The sequence below is a fragment of the Sphingomonas sp. SUN039 genome (assembly GCF_024758725.1).
Taxonomy (GTDB): domain Bacteria; phylum Pseudomonadota; class Alphaproteobacteria; order Sphingomonadales; family Sphingomonadaceae; genus Sphingomonas_O.
In genome coordinates this window covers 2003343-2023849 of record NZ_CP096972.1, presented here as the reverse complement: position 1 = coordinate 2023849, position 20507 = coordinate 2003343, and the positions used below count along the sequence as shown (strand labels likewise).

At 66.3% G+C, this 20507-nt stretch carries 11 protein-coding genes and 1 tRNA gene; 6 read left to right on the top strand and 6 right to left on the bottom strand.

Annotation, left to right across the window (positions count from 1 at the left end):
- Positions 1–312: 312 nt before the first annotated feature.
- Positions 313–3003 carry a TonB-dependent siderophore receptor gene (locus M0209_RS09840; protein ID WP_258888099.1) on the top strand — a complete coding sequence of 897 codons (2691 nt, stop codon included), beginning with the start codon at positions 313–315 and terminating at the stop codon, positions 3001–3003.
- 163 nt (positions 3004–3166) lie between these two features.
- Here the strand turns inward: M0209_RS09840 and M0209_RS09835 are convergent, their stop codons facing one another.
- Together M0209_RS09835 and hspQ are read right to left on the bottom strand one after the other, a co-directional pair.
- Complete coding sequence (locus M0209_RS09835) at positions 3167–7333, bottom strand: Eco57I restriction-modification methylase domain-containing protein (RefSeq protein ID WP_258888098.1); 4167 nt, start codon at positions 7331–7333, stop codon at positions 3167–3169.
- 74 nt (positions 7334–7407) lie between these two features.
- Complete coding sequence (gene hspQ, locus M0209_RS09830; protein ID WP_258888097.1) at positions 7408–7776, bottom strand: heat shock protein HspQ; 369 nt, start codon at positions 7774–7776, stop codon at positions 7408–7410.
- A 122-nt stretch (positions 7777–7898) separates the two neighbouring features.
- On the opposite strand from hspQ, the gene M0209_RS09825 reads away from it, so the two are divergent.
- Positions 7899–7988: transfer RNA gene (locus M0209_RS09825), tRNA-Ser, on the top strand.
- A gap of 141 nt (positions 7989–8129) precedes the next feature.
- Here M0209_RS09825 and M0209_RS09820 read toward each other — a convergent pair.
- Complete coding sequence (locus M0209_RS09820) at positions 8130–8612, bottom strand: hypothetical protein (RefSeq protein ID WP_258888096.1); 483 nt, start codon at positions 8610–8612, stop codon at positions 8130–8132.
- Between the two features lie 79 nt (positions 8613–8691).
- Between M0209_RS09820 and M0209_RS09815 the strand changes: the two genes are divergently transcribed.
- Positions 8692–9450, top strand: a complete 759-nt coding sequence (locus M0209_RS09815) for a hypothetical protein (protein ID WP_258888095.1) — start codon at positions 8692–8694, stop codon at positions 9448–9450.
- Here the strand turns inward: M0209_RS09815 and M0209_RS09810 are convergent.
- The 3 genes from M0209_RS09810 to M0209_RS09800 are packed head-to-tail and all read right to left on the bottom strand — an operon-like array spanning position 9447 to position 16953.
- Entirely contained in the window at positions 9447–11285 is a 1839-nt protein-coding gene (locus M0209_RS09810) for a ShlB/FhaC/HecB family hemolysin secretion/activation protein (protein WP_258888094.1), read from the bottom strand. The two genes, M0209_RS09815 and M0209_RS09810, sit on opposite strands and share 4 nt — an antisense overlap.
- Positions 11282–14746, bottom strand: a complete 3465-nt coding sequence (locus M0209_RS09805) for a filamentous hemagglutinin N-terminal domain-containing protein (RefSeq protein WP_258888093.1) — start codon at positions 14744–14746, stop codon at positions 11282–11284. The genes M0209_RS09810 and M0209_RS09805 overlap by 4 nt, the downstream gene beginning before the upstream one ends.
- Positions 14743–16953 carry a CHAT domain-containing protein gene (locus tag M0209_RS09800; protein WP_258888092.1) on the bottom strand — a complete coding sequence of 737 codons (2211 nt, stop codon included), beginning with the start codon at positions 16951–16953 and terminating at the stop codon, positions 14743–14745. The genes M0209_RS09805 and M0209_RS09800 overlap by 4 nt, the downstream gene beginning before the upstream one ends.
- 252 nt (positions 16954–17205) lie before the next feature.
- Here M0209_RS09800 and M0209_RS09795 point away from each other — a divergent pair, with 252 nt between their 5' ends.
- The 3 genes from M0209_RS09795 to M0209_RS09785 are packed head-to-tail and all read left to right on the top strand — an operon-like array spanning position 17206 to position 20505.
- On the top strand, positions 17206–17652 hold the full coding sequence (locus M0209_RS09795; RefSeq protein WP_258888091.1) for a MarR family winged helix-turn-helix transcriptional regulator: 447 nt from the start codon (positions 17206–17208) through the stop codon (positions 17650–17652).
- 60 nt (positions 17653–17712) lie between these two features.
- A complete protein-coding gene (locus M0209_RS09790; protein ID WP_258888090.1) occupies positions 17713–19032 on the top strand; it encodes an MFS transporter in 1320 nt (439 codons plus the stop codon).
- Between the two features lie 54 nt (positions 19033–19086).
- Positions 19087–20505, top strand: a complete 1419-nt coding sequence (locus M0209_RS09785) for an aldehyde dehydrogenase (protein WP_258888089.1) — start codon at positions 19087–19089, stop codon at positions 20503–20505.
- The last annotated feature ends 2 nt before the right edge of the window (positions 20506–20507 follow it).

Below are 20507 nucleotides of genomic sequence, written 5' to 3'. Positions count from 1 at the left end.
CAAACGCCTACGGTCGACGATTCAGCGATGCAATCAGTTTCGAGGAAAGTCCGTCCATAATGGAGCGAGATGTCACGCCGACAAAGCCCGCACTGTTACGCTAGCAGTGTGACTCGCGCACACGCCCTGTCCCGATATGCCCCGTCCCCCGCGCAACAATCCACCGTCCGCGCCGCACCTGTGTCTCCCCGGCAACACAGTTCTTGCAATCGATGCAATCCGTTCGACACTTTATTGCAATCGATGCTTGTCCCCCGCATTTAGCCGTATCGGCCTCAACGGGGGCACGACATATATTCGGGGATGGCCAAAATGATTTCCTATCGCGCGCTGATGCTCGCTTCGCTTTCGGCTGCGGCCATGGTTTCGGCTCCGGCCTTCGCCCAGACACCGCAGGCCACGCCGCAGGCGGCCGAGGAAGCGCCCGCCGGACAGGACATCATCGTTATCGGCACGCGTCGTACCGATCGTTCGGTGACCGATTCGGCGTCGCCCATCGACGTGATCGGCGCGACCGACCTGGCCGCGAGCCCGCAGGTCAACATGCTCGACACGATCAAGAACCTGGTGCCGTCGTTCTTCGTGCCGCAGAACACGATTTCGGACGCCTCGACCTTTGTGCGCGCACCGTCGCTGCGCGGGCTGGGTGCCGACCAGATCCTCGTGATGATCAACGGCAAGCGCTATAACCGCTCGGCGCTGGTCAATGTGTACACCGGTGCCGACACGGCGCTGTCGTTCGGCTCGCAGGGGTCGGATATCGGCAACATCCCGACGATCGCGATCAAGAACCTGCAGGTTCTGCGCGACGGCGCGACCGCGCAATACGGCGCCGACGCGCTGGCGGGCGTGCTCAACTATGCGATCCGCAACGACGAAGGTTTCGAGGCACAGGGCCTGTACGGCAAGACCTATCGCGGCGACGGCGTCAGCAAGATCCTGTCGGGCTATGGCGGGCTGAAGATCGGCGACCGCGGCTTTATCAGCCTGGCCGGCGAATGGTACGACCAGGGCCAGACCAGCCGCGGCGTGACGCGCGCCAGTGCGATCACCATCCAGGCGAACCTGCCCAATGTTGCGGTGCCGAACCCGGCGCAGATCTGGGGCACGTCGCCGGGGACCGGGTACAAGCTGTTCCTCAACGCCGCGGTCGACGTCGGCGCGCAGAGCCAGATCTATTTCACCGGCAATCTGGCGCACAGCGACACCAACCAGAGCTTCAACTATCGTCCGTCGCAGACCAATGGCGGCTTCGTCCGCTTCGATGGCACGTCGAACTCGACGGTGACGCTGAACCGCAACGGATCGTTCAACCCGATCTTCCTGACGGCGTGCCCCGCCGCCAGCGTCGCGACCTGCCCGACCGGCGGGTTCGTCAACGACGCGAACACGTTCAGCTTCGCCACGGTCTATCCGGGCGGTTTCACGCCGCGCTTTATCGGCGTGGTCGACCAAGCCTATGGGACGCTGGGGTTCAAGGGCAAGTCGGACAGCGGCTTTACCTATGACATTTCGGCGTCGCTGAGCCGCAACTCGCTCGACCTGTCGATGACCAATTCGCTGTCGGCGTCGTTCGGTCCGCAGAGCCAGACGAGCTTCAAGTTCGGCAAGCTGATCCAGGGCGAAACGGTGCTCAACGCCGATTTCACCTATCCGCTCGAAGTCGGCTTCGACAGCCCGATCACGCTGTCGGCGGGTGCCGAATATCGCCGCGAACGTTATGAAAAGACGGTCGGCGATGTGCAGTCCTATGCCGCTGGGCCGTACGCTTCGCAGACGCTCTACAACCTCGTGACCCCGGCCGTCGGCGCGACCCCTGCGGTTTACACCGCCGCCGGCATCACCGCGACCCAGAGTCCTGCCGCGAGCGGCTATGGCGGCGTCAGCCCGAACTTTGCGGGCGCGGCGACGCAGTCGAACTGGGGCATTTACGTGGGGGCCGAAGCCGATGTGACCAAGGCGCTGACCATCGGCCTTGCGGGTCGTTACGAGAACTACAACACCTTCGGCGGCGTCGTCGTCGGCAAGGCGAATGCGCTGTGGCGCGTGTCCGACGCGGTCTCGCTGCGCGCGACGGTCGGCACCGGGTTCCACGCACCGTCGCCGGGCCAGAACAACACCCAGGTCGTGACGACGAACTTCCTCGGCGGCAACCAGGTGCAGACCGGCACCTATCCGACGACGAGCGCGATCGCGCAATTCTATGGCGCGGGGTCGCTGGCACCCGAACGTTCGACCAACTTCGGCGCGGGTATCGTGCTGAAGCCGACGAGCCGCCTGTCGCTGACGGTCGATGGCTATATCATCGAGATCAAGAACCGCATCGGCATCTCGCAGAACTACACGGTGACCGCGGCGAACATCACGGCGCTGCCCGCGCTCGCGACGGTCGGCCTCGGCGGTGTCGTCAACTACTTCACCAACGGCTTCGATGTGTCGTCGAAGGGGATCGAGGCGGTCGCCAACTACCGCACCGAGCTGATGGGCGGTCCGCTGAACTTCACGCTGGCGTACAGCTACAACAACCTGAAGTCGAAGAACATCAAGCTGACGACGACCGGCACCCAGCTGGTCAGCCTGCAGCAGCAGTACAACATCGCCAACCTGGCTCCCCAGCACCGCATCACTGCGTCGGCCGGGTGGCAGGTCGGCGGTTTCTCGGTCAACGCCCGTGCCAACTATTATGGCAGCTGGTCGAACGCGCTCGAGTATAACCTGGTGGCCCCGGTTGCCGGTGCGACCACGGCGCCGCCGTCGCAGATCTTCGGTGCCAAGACGCTGTTCGACCTCGACGCGAGCTACACCTTTGCCGATCATTTCACGCTGACGGTGGGCGCGAACAACCTGTTCAACGTCTATCCCGACAAGATCGCGGCATCGCCGGTGAACCCGATCTACGCGCTGTCGGGCGGGCTGAACGACGGCCAGGTCTACCCGCGTTCGGGCGGACCGTTCGGCATCAACGGCGGGTTCTACTACGTCCGCCTTCGCGTGAAGTACTAAGGCCGTTTGCGGCCGTGGCTAGCGGCGCTAGCCACGGACACGCATAGGCCCGGACGGCGGGCGCGATAGCGACCCGACCGACGACGTGGCTTTGCCACGGCGGACTTAACTCAAACGAACCACGAAAAGGGGACATCCACCCGGATGTCCCCTTTCTTGTGCGTCACCGCACCACGATCGCCGCATCCGCATCGCCCGCCGCCAGCGCGTCCATCTGGGCGAGGATAAGGTCGCGGGTCAGATACCGGCCATGGTCGCGCATGTCGTGGCGCTCGATGATGGGAAAGGTCGACAGGATGTACTCGGCATCCGCTTTCGACAGGCCATAGAGGTGGAAATACAGCGCATCGAGCCTCGCGCGGCGTTGCCGCCGGTCGGCGTCGTCCCAGACAAAGGGCGGCAGCACCGCCCCGTCGCCATCGACATACCCCATGTCGCGCGCGAACGGGGCCATGTCATGCGCGGTATAGGTGAGGTGCAGCACCTCGCGCGCGACGATTTGACGCGCGCTCATCGCACCGAAGTTGCTGTCGTAAGCGGCAGGCGGGATGACGGGGAGCTGTTCGACAATGTACCAGTTGACGTGCTGGCCCTGCACTTTCTGGCGCACGACATAATCGAGCGCGAAAGCATTGAGGTTGGCGAGCACCAACGCACTATCGACCGGATCAGGCAGCAGTAAAACCGGGAGCGTGTTTCCATAACCGGCAAAAGGGACCATCGATGCGATCATGGTTCGCATGTTGGTTGGGGCGGTGACGTCCTTGAACCCGATGCACCAGCGTTCGACACCGCCTTCGGAGACGTTGGCGGCGTCCACCCAGAACTGCGGGTCGGGCAGCCAGTCGGGGTCGGCGTGTTGTTCGGGTGTGGCCGATTCGGGCTGGCCGGGTCGATGAAGATTGTCAGCGTTGACGGTGACGCTTGCGGCACGGTGATCGAAGGCCTGAACCATCTTTCCTTCGTAAAGCGGCACTGCCTCCGCCGTTCCTTTGTTCATCCGTCCGCCCGCGACCGGATACCAGCCGTCCGCTTCCAGCTCAGCCCGGCTGCGGAACAAATGACTGTCGTTGGTCATGTCGAACATGCGGAGATAGCGCACCGGCCACAGACTGACGCTCGCCTTCTTTTGCGCCGGTCCCCCCAGCAGGTCGCCCACAACGGCGCGAGGATCGGGGGCCGCCGACTTCTCCTCGGCCTGCTGATGCTTCACCAGCACCGGCAGCCGCGCATAGATGGCCGTGGTCAGGTCGGCGTCGCGGACGGTGCGGAACACGGGGGCCGTGCCGGTGTTCGGATTGACGGCGGCGAAATCGGCGGGGGCGAGCGGGAAGGTTGCATCGGCCAGCGCCGTGTCGTTGGTCGTGCCGAGAAAAAACCCGCACTGTGCCGCCGCAAAGGTCCGCTGTGCCCCGCCAAACACCAGCGCGCAGAATTTGAAGCGGCTATCGACGTCGGTGAAAAATTCGGGAAGGCCGGGGGCTGGACGATTGGCATAATCGAGCAGCGCGCCCAATCGCCCCGTCGTGCTGATCGACCGGAAAAACGCGCTCGCGCCCAGATCGCCGGCAATGCCGCTGGGCACGAGCAGGCCGACGATGCCGCCGGGATTGACCAGCCGCTGCGCCGCCTCGACGAACAGCGAATACAGGTTGGTGTCGCCGCGCCCGAGCAACGGGTATTGACCGTCCCGAAGATTGGCCATCCGGCTGGCGAGCGCCGCCATCTCGCTGGCCCGGTCGTATTGGTCGGCCAGCGGATCGCCATTGCTTTTCAGCGCGGCGACCATCCGCGTCCGGTCGGCGGCGCGGGTGGCGCGGGCAATGTCGGGGCGACGGCTGGCGAACCATTCGACCTCCTGCATTTTCATCCGGTCCCACGGCGGATTGCCGATGATCGCGTCGAACCCGCCGCGCCGCTGGCTGGGCGAACGCCAGTGCTGCCACACGGTCGGAAAGGCGAGTTCCCAATGGAGGAAATTGGCATCGGCGGCGATGCCGACCGCCTTGATCAACGGCCCCAGCGCGGCATCTTCGTCCGCACCGGGAACGCGTGTCGTGCCGATGCGGCCATAGCACATGTCGAGCACGGCATCGGGTTCGCCCAGATCGCCGTCGAGCAGGGCGTCGAGCGCCGACCCCTTGCGCTTTAAATCCCAGGCAAGCCGGGTCAGCCGCATCGCTTCGTCGGTGTCGTTCGTCCGCGCCGCCTCTTTTTCGACGGCGCGCGCTTTTTTGCGGGCGTCGTCGGCGGTCCCCTCCAGCCATCGATAGCCCTGTAGCAGGCTGAAATAGCGTTCGAGCGGCGCGATCTTGGCGCGGGCTGCATCGAAATTGCGGGCGGATTCGTGAACCTCGCCGATGTCGGCGTCGGTAATCTCCTCGACCTGCTGCATCTCGGTGATCGCGCGTTCGGCGGCGGACAGCTCGTCGCCCTTGAACAACCCGCCGCGTTCCAGCCGGTCCATGCCCGACGCCACCCATTCCCCGAACAGACTGTCGCCGCACCGCAGATGGTGGTCGAGGAAGCTGAGCGGCGCACCGACCGTGAACGTGTGCAGCCACAGCGACAATTTGGCCAGTTCGACCGCCATCGGGTTTTTATCGACGCCGTGGACGACGCGTTTCAGGATGATCCGGCGGACGAGCTGCCGGTCGATCAGTTGCGCGTCCTCGACACGCCAGCCATTGGCGTCGGCCTGTTCGCGGATGCGCGCGCGGATGCTCTCCAGCCGGTCCAGCAAGGGCGAGCGATAATCGCCGAAGCCGACCAACGCCGCCGCATCGGTCGTCGCCAGCATCACCTGATCGGCGAGATAATCGACGAGGCTGACGAGGAAATGGCCCGACCCCATCGCCGGATCGCAGATCCGCAGGGTCAGGAAAGCGGTGGCGGGATCGTAACCAGCGACGGCAGCGAGCGGGAATTCGGGATTGTCCTTCGCCTGTTTGGTGCGCGCCTTTTCGCCGACGACATTGGCGAAAATCGCGCGCTTTTCATCGAGCAACGGCCCGATGGTGCGCCGGATGACCAGCATGACCAGCTCTTCGGGCGTGTAATAACTGCCCGACGTTTTGCGCGCGAAAGTCTGCGGACGGGCGACGATGCGTCCGTCGAGTTCGGCAAGATCGAATTCCAGCAGCCGTTCGTACACGCTGCCCAGATGCTGGACCGACAGGTCGCGGTAATTGATGAGGCGGGGGGCGTCGCCCGTTGTTTCGCGCGAGAGGGCGTCGAGCAGGGGCGCGAAATCGACATCAGGGATCAGGCTGCGGTCGAGCAGCGGCGAGCGGCCATCCTTGAACAGCCCGCCATTATACGGCGGCAGGCCGATACCCCGGTCGCCGACATCGATCTTGTGCCACAAACTCCGCAAGTCGCGGTCGTTTTCGGGGTGCTCGCTCAGCCCCTCGCGATTGTCGATGGCGAACGCCACTTCCTTCCGCATTTCGCGCAGACCGTCGCGTCGCTGGCGGGTCGGCAACAGGTCGCGGTCCTCGGCATAAAGCACGAACAACAAACGGTAGAGCCACGTCAGTGCCGCTTCGCGCAACTGCCCGAAATACGCCGTATCGGGGACGGCGGGGCGCTGAGGATCGTTGGCGGCAAGCGCGCCCGCCAGCGCCGGAAACACGGAGCCGAACACCTTGTCCGCCAGCGCATCGGTGACGCGCGCCTCGAAACTGCGGCTGTCCTCAAGCGCGCGGGTCAGCGGGGTCTTGCCAGTGAGGGTAGGCACAAAGGCGGCGCGTGCGAAGAAAATCAGAAACAGGCGGAGCTGCTCATCGTCGGTCATCGCTTTGGTCAGGTCGATCTCGACATAGCCCTCCAGCCGCGAGCGGTGTTTGTGATCGTAAAGCCGCCACAATCGCCCGTTGGTCAGGATGCCGAAACGAATGCCGCCGTTCGACTGGACATCGACAGTGCCGAGGTAGCGCAACACCTGTGTCGAAGGTGCGCCCGCGTGGCCGGGTTCGGATTTGTCGAGCGCAATATCCCACGCCTTGGCTTCGACGATGGTCGCCCCTTGGGCATAGCGTTCGGTGACTTTGGTGCTGCGCGTGGCGACCGATTTTGCGGCGGCATCCAGAAACAGCAGATAGTCGGGAACGTCGCTGCGGCCCTTCTGGTTTGCTTTCTCCTGAACGCTGAATTCCCAACCGAGCAGGGTCAGCATTTTGTCGATCAGGTCGCGCTCGGTATTGGCTTCGCTAGGGGCAGCGCGGTGGTCGAAATCGTCGATCAGCGGGGAAATGACAGTGCGGATATCGGCAAGTCGCGCGTCGTTCAGGTCTTGCCACGCCGATGTGGTCCGGACCCCCTCGTCCAAGAAATACTCGCTGAACAACGCCCCCGACATGGTGACAAGCTATGTCGGTGCGCGGGGGTAGGTGCAAGCGCGGTTTAGTGCTTGCGCGCGGCCTTAACCGGGTAGCGTACCCCGTCGAATGCGTCGAACATCCCCGCGATGCCGGGATGCTCCACCGGTTCCTCGCTGTCGTCGGGCACCAGATTTTGCTGGCTGACGTACGCGACATAGCTCGACTCGGCGTTTTCGGCGAGCAGGTGATAGAAGGGCTGGTCCTTGCGCGGGCGGATCGCCTCGGGAATGGACTCATACCATTCCTCGCTGTTCGCAAAGACCGGATCGACGTCGAAAATCACGCCGCGGAACTCGAAATGGCGGTGCTTCACCACTTCGCCCAGCCCGAACCGGGCCTTGGCGACGGGTGGGGCGATCTGCTTGCCGCTATGCTGCGATGCAATGTTCATAACGTCAATTTAAGGGCTTCGCCGCAATAGACAAGCATCCCCTTGGCAAGTCGCAGCACGGACGCTATGCGCCGCGCTTCGATTTCGCCGGTGCGCTGTTCCCCAGCGCGTCCGACCTCTGCGGAGAGGTGGCTGAGTGGTCGAAAGCACCGCACTCGAAATGCGGCGTGCCCGTGAGGGTACCCAGGGTTCGAATCCCTGCCTCTCCGCCAATTCCTCTCGCCTTGCGGTGGATGTGCGTCGAACGAGGCTTGTCGCGAACCCCGGGAGTCTTTGTTGTCCGGATCGCAGGCGATCCGTTGGGGGTTCGAATCCCTGCCGCTCCGCCAATTTCCTCAAATCCTGACCGTCGTTTACGGACAGCGTGGATCGCCGGGGCAATTCGGCAGCCGCGCGAGGGCCTCTGCCGTCGGTTCGCCTGATCCGGTCCCGCGGATCGGGCCGCCGGTGCCGGTCCCCGACACCACCAGCGCGCCGTCGCTGGCGATGCGGAGTGTCGTCGAACAGGCGAGCGCCATGCCCTTCAGCTCGCTGCACGCGAGCCACATCTGCGGCTTGCCCGCCAGACTCACCCGGACGCGCTTGCTGGTCAGGTCCCAGGCGAACACGCGGCCCGACGCGTTGCCGGTCTTGGTCAGGAGAAAGGCGCGCGACGCCTTGAACAATGGCTTGCCATCGCCGTCGTAAACGACCGCGGCGGGCACGCTGAACTCGACATTCTGGTCGAGCCCGCCGACGAACTGGACGATTTCGAGCGGGTAGGACTGGGCGGCGAGCGGCGTTACGGGAAGCGTGGCAGTCGCGAAAACGGCCAGGCTGGCGATGGTGTTTTTCAACCGGTTTCTCCCCCTCGACGATGGCGTCGCCGCAGCGTAACCTTTCGCTACATTCGCGGCAAGCGATGGGGGACAGCCGATGATCGACGAGATCGCCACATTCATGGCCGACGACGACAACGACAAGCTCCTCAGCGTCAAGGAGCGCGAGCGGTGGTACAAGCAGATCACCATCGGGGCAGCGGGGTTTTTCCTCGCGGTGTCGCTGGCCGCGATCAATGCGATTTCGGCAACACGCGGATCGGTGATCGTCGTGCAGTCGCCGCAACAGGTCACGCTCTACCGCGACGGCGATGGGGCCAAGGCGGTGCTGACGCTGGCGGTGCGCGTCGCGATGATCAACGCGGCGGATTCGTCGAATGGCGATGTCCTGATGGATGCGCGCCTCACGCCGGTCCCCGGCGGCCCGGTGTTCGGCTATGGCGGCACGATGAAGCCTGTGTTCACCGATACACCCGATGCCGACAAATGCGATGTCGGCGCGCGGTGCGTCGCAATGAAGGGCTTTCTGGCGATCGAACAGACCGACGAAATCATAGACGTGCCCGGTGGTTCGGTGCGGGGGCCGTATCTCTATTATCCCATCGTCGAATGGAACTGCGGCGAGGCCAAGGGCAAGCCATCGGCATCGTGCAAGCAGTTCGCCAATTTCGACACGGCGGTGGATACGCTCGCCGCCAAGCCGCTGTCGGTCAGGATCGACATCGACCTGTTCCAGGACGGCAAGCGGCAAATCTATTGCACCGCGTCCGCGCTCAATGCCGGTTATCTGAAGGAAAAGGGCTGGACGGCGATGAGCTGCGAGACCGCCAAGGTAACGGGCGCGCCGTGGTTCTAACGGAACAGCAGGAACGGCCTTAGCGTCAGGCGGAACTGGAAGCCGCGGTCCTGCAGGTCGCGACTGCCGACAGGCACGGCATCGACAAGCGCGCGGGCATAGGTGACGCGTGCCGAGATCGCCTCCGACGGCACCCAGGCCAGCGACGCGCCGACGCTGCCGAGGCGGTCAGGGACCGGCTGCGGATCGCGACGGTTCCGGAGCAACGCGCCGTCGGCAAAGGCCGAGAGCGAGAACGCGCCCCAGTCGGTCCCCCTGGCATCGCGGCCGCTGCGCGACAGGCTGAAGGGTTGTGCCAGTTCGACCGAGCCGACCACGCCGGTATCGACCAGCGCCAGCGTCTCGCGATAGCCGCGCACGGTGTATTCGCCGCCGACCGACAGCCGCTCGCCCGAATAGAGCAGACCGTCGGCCCATTGGCCGGTGAGGCGCAGGCGTAGCTCGAGGCCACCGGGGGTCAGACGGCGCGCATGGCTGAGCTGCGCGAGGTAGGACCGGAAGTTGGGGTCGGGCGAGGCGACGCCGGGGATTGTCGAGCGGGTGCCCGACAGCCCTTGCGTCAGCGTGAAAGACAATGCCGTTACCTTGCTGATGCCGCGTTCGACGAAATCGGCGGTCAGCCGCATGACCGTCAGCCGCGAGCGTCCGTCGACCGAGCCGGGGCTGAACGAGAAGGGCTGACCGAGCAAGAAGGTTTCGGTTTCGCGGTGGCCGATGCGGACACCGAGGCTGAGGCTGCGCGCGGCGCGCCACTGGCCGGGGCCGCGCGGCGTCAGCGGCTCGCCGATAACCCGCCAGGCGAGGCCGCCCTCGATCCCCACATCGCGCGCGCGGATGTCGAGCGGGACCAGCGGGCGGTCGACCACCGACGCCTCGTTGAGCGAGGCGCGCAGCGACAGCGACAGGCGTGGCGTGATGAAGGGCGTTTCATAGCTGCCCGAAACATCGGGGCGTTTGGCGGTCAGGCCCGCTTCCATGCTGAACACATCGCCGGAGGCGAACAGGTTGCGGATGTAGCCGCCCACCGCGACGCGCGTTCCCCCGATGGCGGGCGAGCGGCTGTTGCCGTAACTGACATAGGCGTCGGCGCGGCGGGCGGGATCGACGGTCAGCGCCAGCCCGGCCTCGCCCGGACGTGCGCCTGGGACGAGGTCGGCCTTGATTGTCGAAATCGCCGGGTCTTCGGCCAGCAGGCGAAAGCTGCGCTCGACCGCGACCGCATCGAGCGGGACCGATTTTGCGTCGCGCATCCGCGCGATGGCATAGCCCGCCGACAGGCCCTTTGCCCCGCCCGCGCCCCAGCGCACATCGGTCGCGCCCGACAGACGGCCGTGGACGAGCGTGAGGCGAAGGATATCGCCATTGAGGGAGGGGGCGGGGGCGGTGTCGGCGATCAGGACGCCCGAGTTGATATAGCCGTTGGCGGCAAAGGCGAGGTTGATCGACTGGACCAGCGCCGCCACCCGGTCGAGCGTGATGTCTTCGCCGATCAGCCGGTTGGCGGTGAATTGCTGCCGGACCCAGGCAGCATCGAACCCGCCGGGACCGGGGACGGCGAGCGTGAGCCCGAGCAGCGGGTCGGTCACGGGTTGCCAGCCGGGTTTGGGGAGCGCGGTGCCGGGAGCCTCGGCAGCAACCGCGATGTCGCGAAAGCGCACGGTCGCGCCGCCCGAAGGTGCCGAAGCGGCGGTGGGCGACGCGGGCGCGGGCAGGGCGTCGCCCGGCTGCGAATAGGCGGGCAGCGGCGGCGGCACGGCATCCGGCCCGGTGCGTTGTTGTGCGGTAACCGGCGTTCCTGCCAGCGCCATAACTGCCCCGAACGAAACGCCGCTCAACCGCATCGGGACAGCAGCTGTGTGTTGAAGGAAATCGTGGGGCCGAGCGGCACGGGGCGCGTGTACGGCACATAGGGGCCGGTGATGCGGGTGCTCAGCTGGCTGACTCCGCCGGTGCGCGCTGCCGCGCACTGGCCGCGTAATACCGAAGACGCGTCGAGGAACGACAGGTCTTCGGCTTCTGCCCCGGTCGACAGGTCGCCGACTTCGGAATCGACGATCAGCGCGCCGTCGACCGACAGCTGGTTCACCCGGTCGGCCGAGCGGATGTAGAAGTTCGAGCTGATCAGCACGTCCGCGCCGAACGCCTGCCCCTTGGCAAGGATCGACCCGCCGTCGGACAGGATCAGAAAAGGGCTGGCGATGGTGATGATGCCGCCGGTGCCCGGTCCCGAAGAAGTGGTGATGAAGCTTGCGGGGCCAGACCGCGCGCGCAGCAGCAGCGTGGAGGTGGCGGGCATCAGGACCGTGATGTCGCCCGCTGCACCGGTCGCGGAGTCAGTAGAAATACTACCGCCGTCCAGCAATCGCAGGTCGCTGCTTTCAATCAGGATCGACCCTGCCGGGCCACCACGCTGCGACCGGTTTTCGCTGGCAATACGCGACCCCGTTCCCTGAACAATCATTTGCCCGGCCTTGATGCCGATCGCGCCGGCCGTCCCGGGGCTCAGCGACGAGGTTTCGATGCTGCCGCCATTTATCAGGTTCAGTGTGTCGGCGACGATGGCTATCGACCCCGAAGTTCCCGAAACGGTGCCATTGGCCGCCGAGGCGATCTCCGCACCGTCGAGTGTGATCGATCGCGCCGTGATTCCGATCTGCCCCGCCGTACCGGCGTTGAAAATGCTCGTGCTGATCGCGGCGCGCGTGGCAGGCGCGGCAAACAGCGTACCGGTTGTAATGGCGATAGAACCGGCGTTGCCCGTGGCTTGGGCGTTGGCTTGCGACGACAAGATGCGTCCCGTCGGGTCGAGACGGATATCGGTCGCGTTGATCACGATGTTTCCGGCATTGCCTGACGCGCTGGTCGTCGACTGGATCGCGCCGAGACTGCCGAGGCGGATCGTGTTCGCCCTGACGTCGATCACGCCGGCGGCACCACTCGCGGTGGTCTCCGACACGATACTGCCGTCGTTGATGATCGTCAGCGAGTCGGCATCGAGATCGACGAGGCCCGCCGCGCCTGCGCCATAGGTCGATGTGTTGATCAGGCCACCGTCGAGGGTGATATTGCGCGCTGTCACCGTTACCAGTCCGGCATCGCCGGTGCCGACCGTCGCCGATGAAATCTCTGCGCGCGACGCCACTGTCAACGTGTTGGCACGCACGGTAACCGTCCCAGCAAATCCCGCACCGCCGCCGAGCAGGTCGGAAGAGATCATCGATCCCTGGCTCAGCGCGACCGTTGTCGCATCCACGACAACATCGCCGCCGATGCCTGGTCCCAGTGTCGATGTCGCGATGAGCGCGCCGTTGGTCAGCGCGATCGATGCGGCACGAACGGCAATGTCGCCGCCGTCGCCGGTGCCGCTGGCTGCCGACGTGATAAACGAATCGTCGAGCGTCAGCGTATCGACCTGCACCCCGACGGCACCGGCCCGACCAGGGCCAAAGCTCGAGGACGTGACAATCGAGTCGCGTGTCAGTCGCAGCAGATTGCCGGTCACGATCACTGCGCCCGCATCGCCGGTGGAACCGACCTCGGCTTCCGACGCGATCCTGCCGTTGTCGAGCCCGATCTGCGGCGCGGAAATATCGATCAGGCCCGCATCGCCGCTGCCGAAGGTCGAAACGGCGATCTCGCCACCGTTGAACACCGCCAGACGTGCGGCATCGATTTCGATGGCCCCTGCGTTACCGGTCGACCCGATTTCCGCTTCCGAAGCGATCCGTGCATCCGATATGGCTATATCGCCGGTGGCGCGGACGATGACGTTCCCGGCGTTGCCGCTGCCAAAGGTGGAGGACTCGATCGCTGCACGCGTTCCGAGCGAGACCGTCGTCGCATCGATCGTGATCGACCCTGTCGCGGCGCTGCCGAATGCGGAGGACGTGATGAGCCCGCCACGGTCGATCGTCAGCGCGCCGGTGCGGACGATGACGTTCCCTGCGTTGCCGGTTGCGGTATTGGCCGACTGCGAACTGAGCGACGCGCCGCGCGTGATCTGAAGGCTGTCGGACGTGATGCTAATGGTTCCAGCGTCGCCGCGTCCGAATGCCGTCGAGGTGATCGACCCTGCGTCGATCAGCACGGCACCCGCGTTGATCGTCAGCGCACCCGCCGCGCCAAGACCGTAACCGGAAGTACCGATCAAGCCGCCGATAGCGTTTACCGATCCTGCATTGATCGTCAGCGCCCCGCCTGCACCGGACGCACCCGGCAGCGTGCGCGACCCGATGAAACCGACATTCGACACCGTGACGCGCGTCGCGCCGATGGAGACATCGCCGCTGCGCCCTGCGCCCGCTGCACTCGACCCCAGAATTCCGCCGGTGACATCGACGGTCTGCGTGGTGACGGCAACCGGTCCGGCGGCGGCGCTGCTCGAAGCAAACGAGCCGACATAGCTCTGCGCGTCGACCGTGAGGGCGCCGCTGCGAAGCTGAAGCCCCCCGCCAGCGCGCGAATCGGAGTTGCTATACAACGCGCTGCCGACGATGTTGGTGGTCGCCGCAAAGGTTCGGACAAGGCCGTTCCGCACCGCGCCGGGCTGGCCGACGACGTTGCTGCCCGAGACCAGCAACAGCCCGTTGCCGAACGGATTCGTCACAGTCTGCGTCGGCGAGATCGACCCGCTGCCACTGCCCACCGCGGCGAAGTCGACCGATCCCGCGACGATGGCCGACCCGAAGATGCCGATGTTGGCGGCGCTGAGCGACAGGCTCGTGGCCGTCGGGACAAAGCGCCCACTTGCCGAGCCATTTACGGTGATATTGCCCTGGGTACCGAGGAATCCGAACGCGCTTGGCGCGGCGACCGACAGCACCGACCCGCCGGGGGTTGCGACCGCAAAACTGCCGCCATCGGCGAGGCGCAGCACCCCTGCGGTCGAGAAATGCGCGGCATTGGGCACCGCGACCGAGGCGTTCGCGCCGAACACGATACCTGCCGGATTGACGAACCAGAAGCTCGCGTTCGGCATTCCCTGTGTCGCAAGAGCGCCGTCGATGGTCGATGCCGCGCCGCCGGTGACGCGGTTGACGATATGCGCGATACTTGCCCCGTCGTTCGCGGCGCGCGTCCACAGCGCAAGGTCGCCGGTCGCCAGCGAGAAGTTCGTGAAGCTGTGGAACAGGTTGTTGCCGACCCGCGTCCCGCCGTCGATGACGGTCGTGGTGCCCAGCGGCGTCGCGGTGGTGCCGGTGGTTGCCGCTGCCGCCGTGTCGGGCACGATGGCGGTTTGCGCGAGGGTCGGTGCCGCACTTCCCGCCAGCAGCGCGGCAAGGACCAGCCGCCTCACCGCCAGCCCCCGAGCAGGATGAACGCCGCCCATATCCCGGGCTGGGCATTGGTGCCGCCGCCTGCGATCATCGCGAGCTGGGCGTTGCGGAGCGCCTCTGCCTTGCCCGCACCTTGGCGATAGCGGCTGTAGAACCCCTTCATCAGCGCGACCGTGCCGGTGTCGTTGACCGACCACAAAGAGGCGAGCGCGCTTTCCGCGCCCGATTGCACCGCTGCCCCCGCCAGTCCCATGCTCGCCGCGTCGTCGCCGACCGCGGTTTCGCAGGCGCTGAGCACCAGCAGATCGAGCTCGTCGCCGCGCGTCCGGTTCGCGCCGATCAGGCCGCGCAGGTCGGCGAGCGGGATCGCCTCGCCGTTCGCCACGATGAACGAGCGGTCGGAGCGTCCGTTGAAGGCGGCGTGCGTCGCCAGATGCAGTACATCGACACGGCCCCGCGACAGCGCCGCGCGTAAATCGGCCTCGCGGAAATCGGCGATGACGCGCCCGCCGGGGCCGGCGGCGACGCCTGCCTCGTCCGCTGTCCCCTCGAGTTTGGCGAACACCCCCGAGGGGAGCGTGACTTCACGCTGGAGCGAGGCGGCGACCACGCTCAGCGCGCGATTGCTGCGGTCGCTGCCAGGCTGCGAATAGGCCAGCGCGGGGGCGACGGCGAGGCGGGTGCGCTCGATCAGGAACTTGCCCTCGCTGTCGGTCAGCGCGGCAAAGGGCAGCGCGCGGAGCGCGCCGTCGGGGATGACGATCAGCGTGCCGTCGGCGCGCAGGCGGCTTTCGACGGGTTTGATGAGGAGGTCGTAGAGCGCGCGACCTGAGGTTCGCCATTCCTCATCGGTGCCCCGGCTGGCCGAGCCAACCATATCGTCGACCAGCCGCGCGACGGCTTCGCGCGACGTCGGCGAGCCGCTCGGCACCCGCACATAGGTCGAGGCACCGCCGCTGCCCCCCGCCACGACAAGCAACTCGACCCGGTCTTCGAGCAGGATCGGATAGAGTAGCACTTCGCCGCTGCGCAGCTTGGCCGGATCGACCGGGTCGCGCGAGGGCACGCAATTCGACCCGAAGGCGTTCTGGAGTTCTGCCTGCCGGTAGGCCTCGACAATGCGTTGGGCAGAGGCGATGCGCGCCTGCTCCTGCGCCCCGCCGGTATCGGCCAGTTGCACAGCCACGGCAGCTTCGAACACCGGCTTCATGCGGGTGCTGAACACCGATTCCTCGGTCAGCGGATCCAGCGCGGGGATCAGCGGCCGCACCGATTCAAGCGCGCGATAGGCCTGCAAGGTCAGTGCCGCACGCCGCGCCGGATCGGCTTCGGCCAGCAGCAACAGCCAGGTCGGCATCATGGCAGGCTGCGCACGTTGCCCTTCCAGGAATACCGCGCGCTGGAACGCCGCTGCGGCTGCGGTGCGGTCGCCACGCGCGAGCGCGAGGCGTCCGGTAACAGCGGCAGCAAATGCCCGGGTGCCGGGATCGCCGCCGAGCGCCGCAACGGCCGCGGAAATCGTCGCCGCATCCGTGCTGCCCGCATCGAGGGCCGCTTCGGCAAGGCGCACGGTCAGGTCGCCGCGCAGCGCCGGATCGGCAATGCTGCGTGCGTCGTCGAGGCCGCGCAGCGCGACAGGAACGACACCGCTCCGCAGCCGCCGTGCCGTACCCGGCATGGCGGCAGCCTGTGCGAGCCCGAACCGCGCCAGCCGCAGCGAGGCACGCGCGGCCAGCGCGGGGTCTCCCGCCGTCCGCGCCCGGGCGACCGCACAGTCGAGCGCGGCGCGCGCGGCGAAGCGGCCTGCCAGACGCAGGAAACCCGGGCGGGCGACCGCAGCGCACACATCGTCCGCAGCATCTTCGACCACGGCCGGTTCGGGCGCGGCAGGGGCGGCTTGCTGCGCCCCGCGCGTGCCTGCGCCGGCCGCCGCGTCACCTGATAGCGCGGCAAGGCCGAGCCGGTAGGTCGCCTGTGCCGCAAGACGCCTATCGCCAGCCGCCAGGGCATAATGTGCGGCGGCAAACAGAAAGGATTTGGCCTGCGTCTGGTTACCGTCGGGAGCCGTCCGCAGCGCTTCGCCGGCAGCGGCGCAATAGCGTGCGCGTTCGGCGTCGCCGGGGATGTCGGAGCCAGCCATCGGCATCGCCAGCCAGGCAATGCCGCCACCGGCCGATGCCGCCGCCGTCGCATTTCTCAGCGCAGCAGTATCAACGGTCGGAGCCAAGGAGCCGGGCGTGCAAATCGCATTGGGGGTCGAGGTCGCAGCGGGTGCCGCAACAGCGGCGACCGGAAGACTCAGGGCTATCGCCAAAAACACTGCGAAGCGCTTGATAATCCAGCCCCCTTTGTATCCAAACGTAACATGCGGCAGGGAAGGGGTAAAGGTGCACGACCTGGACAGGTTTCGGTCGCTGACGATGGCAGTCTGCCGATATCGATTTTGTTATTGTTGCAACAGTATCGTATGCCCCGAGACATGAACGAGCAATTGGCCCGTAGCGGGCTTCACCAGCAAATCGGCTTCGCGCTGCGTCAGGCCAGCAGCGCGGTCTGGTCCGACCTTGTCGCCACCCTCGCGCCTTTCGACTTGCGGCCGCAGGTCTATGCGACCTTGCTGATCGTCGAGGCCAATGCCGGGTGCAAGCAACAGGATATCGCCGATGCGCTGGGTATCCATCGCCCCAATCTGGTCGCGCTGGTCGACGATCTGGTGGCACGCAATTTGATCGAGCGCAGCGTCAATGCCGCCGACCGGCGTTCCTATTCGCTGGTGCTGACCGACGAAGGCAAAGCGCATCTCGATGCGGCGCGCGCCGCACATAAGGTCCACGAGGGGCGCATTGCCAAGGCGCTCGGTTCGGCACCGCACTCCGGCCTGATCGACGCACTCACCAATTTGGCCAAGATCGGCACGCCCCGCTGAACTTCGCGCTCGATTCGTTATAGCGAATACGTTATTGCGGACGCGGAGAGGGCAAAACATATGACAGCAACGGCGTCCGGGGCAGCGGGCAACGACCCCATCGGGATCATCGACAGCCGCGGCCTGTCCCGGCTGCAAATCGCGGCCATCGCGCTGACCATCGGCCTCAACGCCCTCGACGGGTTCGACGTCCTGTCCATCAGCTTTGCCTCGCCCGGCATTGCCAAGGAATGGGGCATCGACCGCGCGGCACTGGGGCTGGTGCTGTCGATGGAATTGATCGGCATGGCGGTCGGCTCGATCCTGCTCGGCGGCGCGGCAGACCGCTTCGGTCGCCGGCCGACGATCCTGGGCTGTCTGGCCGTCATGGCGACCGGCATGTTTATGGCAACGACCGCGCACGATGTCGTGACCTTGTCGGTGTGGCGGGTGGTGACGGGGCTAGGCATCGGCGGGATGCTCGCCGCGATCAACGCGGCGGCAGCCGAGTTCACCAACGCCCGCCACCGTGCGCTGGTGCTGGCGCTGATGGTGATCGGCTATCCGCTGGGCGCGGTGATCGGCGGCTCGATCGCGGCGCTGTTGCTCAAGGGCGGCGACTGGCGCGCGGTCTTCGAATTCGGGGCGATGGTGACGGCAGGGTTCATTCCGCTCGTGTGGTTTTTCATGCCCGAAACCATCGCCTGGGAAGCGGACCGGCAACGCCCGGGCGCGCTCGACCGGATCAATCGCACGCTGGCCCGGATGCGGCACCCCGCGGTCGCCGCGCTGCCGCCGCTGCGTCCAACGGCGGGCAAGGCGTCGATGGCCGAGCTGTTCGGACCGATGCTGCGCGCGTCGACCATCCTGCTGACCATCGCTTATCTGGCGCATATCACCAGTTTCTACTTCATCCTGAAATGGGTGCCCAAGATCGTGGTCGACATGGGGTTTGCGCCGTCGTCGGCAGCGGGCGTGCTGGTCTGGGCCAATGTCGGCGGCGCGATCGGCGGCGGTCTGTTCGGGCTGCTGGCGAGCCGGGTCGGGTTGAAGCGGCTGAGCCTGATCGTGCTCGCCGGATCGGCGGTCATGCTCGCGGTGTTCGGGCGCGGGCAGGCCGATCTGACGCAGCTTGCGACGATCTGTGCCGTCTGCGGGTTTTTCACCAACGCGGCGGTGGTCGGGCTCTATTCGATTACGGCGCGGGCCTTTCCCACGCACGTCCGGGCTTCGGGGACAGGGTTTGTCATCGGCGTCGGGCGCGGCGGCAGCGCGCTGGCACCGGCGGCGGCAGGCGCGATGTTCCAGGCAGGCGCGGGCCTCGAGATCGTGGCGCTGACGATGGCATGCGGGTCGCTGATCGCGCTTGCCGCCATCGCGCGGATCAAATTGGCCGATTAGATATTGACTATAACTATCAGGTCGGGCTAGCTGACCGGCAACGAGGAGAGAGGTATGGCCGACGCAGGCACGCCGCGCGAATTCACGCGGCTCAATCCGATGACAGGCGAGGTCGCCAGCCGTGCGCCCGCGATGAGCGCGCGCGACGCGGTTGCGGTGGCGGATGCGGCTGCGGCCGCTTTCCCGGCATGGGCAGCACTCGGCCCCAATGCCCGCCGCGCGATGTTGCAAAAGGCCGCCGATACGCTCGCCGCGCGCAGCGACGACATTGTCGCCGCCATGAAGGCGGAGATCGGCGCGACGACCGGCTGGGCGATGTTCAACATCGGGCTGGCCACGAGCATGTTGCGCGAGGCGGCCGCGATCACCACCCAGATTTCGGGCGAAGTCATTCCGTCGGACAAGCCCGGGTGCCTGGCGATGGCGATCCGCGAGCCGGTCGGCGTCATTCTCGGCATCGCGCCGTGGAACGCGCCGGTCATCCTCGGCGTCCGCGCCGTCGCCACGGCCCTCGCGTGCGGCAACAGCGTGGTGTTCAAGGCCTCCGAACTGTGCCCGCGGACGCACGAGATCATCATTGAGGCGCTCGGGCAGGGCGGGCTGCCCGAGGGGGTCGTCGGGGTCGTCACCAACGCGCGCGAGGATGCGGGCGAGGTCGTCGGCGCGCTGATCGACCATCCGGCGATCAAGCGTATCAACTTCACCGGGTCGACCGCGGTCGGCAAGATCATCGCGAAACGTGCCGCCGAGCATCTGAAGCCCTGTCTGCTCGAACTGGGCGGCAAGGCACCGTTGCTGGTGCTCCACGATGCCGACCTCGACGAGGCCGTCAAGGCAGCCGCGTTCGGCGCGTTCATGAACCAGGGCCAGATATGCATGTCGACCGAGCGGATCATCGTCGTCGATGCGGTCGCCGATGAATTCGCGGCTAAGTTCAAGGCCAAGGCCGCAAGCATGGCTGCGGGCGACCCCGCACTCGGCAACACGCCGCTGGGGGCGGTCGTCGATCCGGCGACCGTCGCGCATGTCGAAGCGCTGATCGCCGACGCGTGCGAGCAGGGCGCGACGCAACTGACTGGCGGCGCATCGCAGGGCGTGGTGATGCCCGCGACGGTGATCGACAAGGTCACGCCCGCGATGCGGCTCTATGGCGAGGAAAGCTTCGGCCCCGTGGTCGGCATCATCCGTGCGAAGGACGAGGAAGACGCGATCCGTATCGCCAATGACAGCGAATACGGGCTATCCGCCGCCGTCTTTACCCGCGACGTCGCGCGCGGCCTGACCGTCGCCCGGCGGATCAAATCAGGCATGTGCCACGTCAACGGCCCGACCGTGCACGACGAGGCGCAGATGCCCTTCGGCGGGGTCGGCGGATCGGGTTACGGCCGGTTCGGCGGCAAGGCCGGCATCGACAGTTTCACCGAGTTGCGCTGGATCACGATCGAGACGCTCCCCGGCCATTACCCCATCTAAAG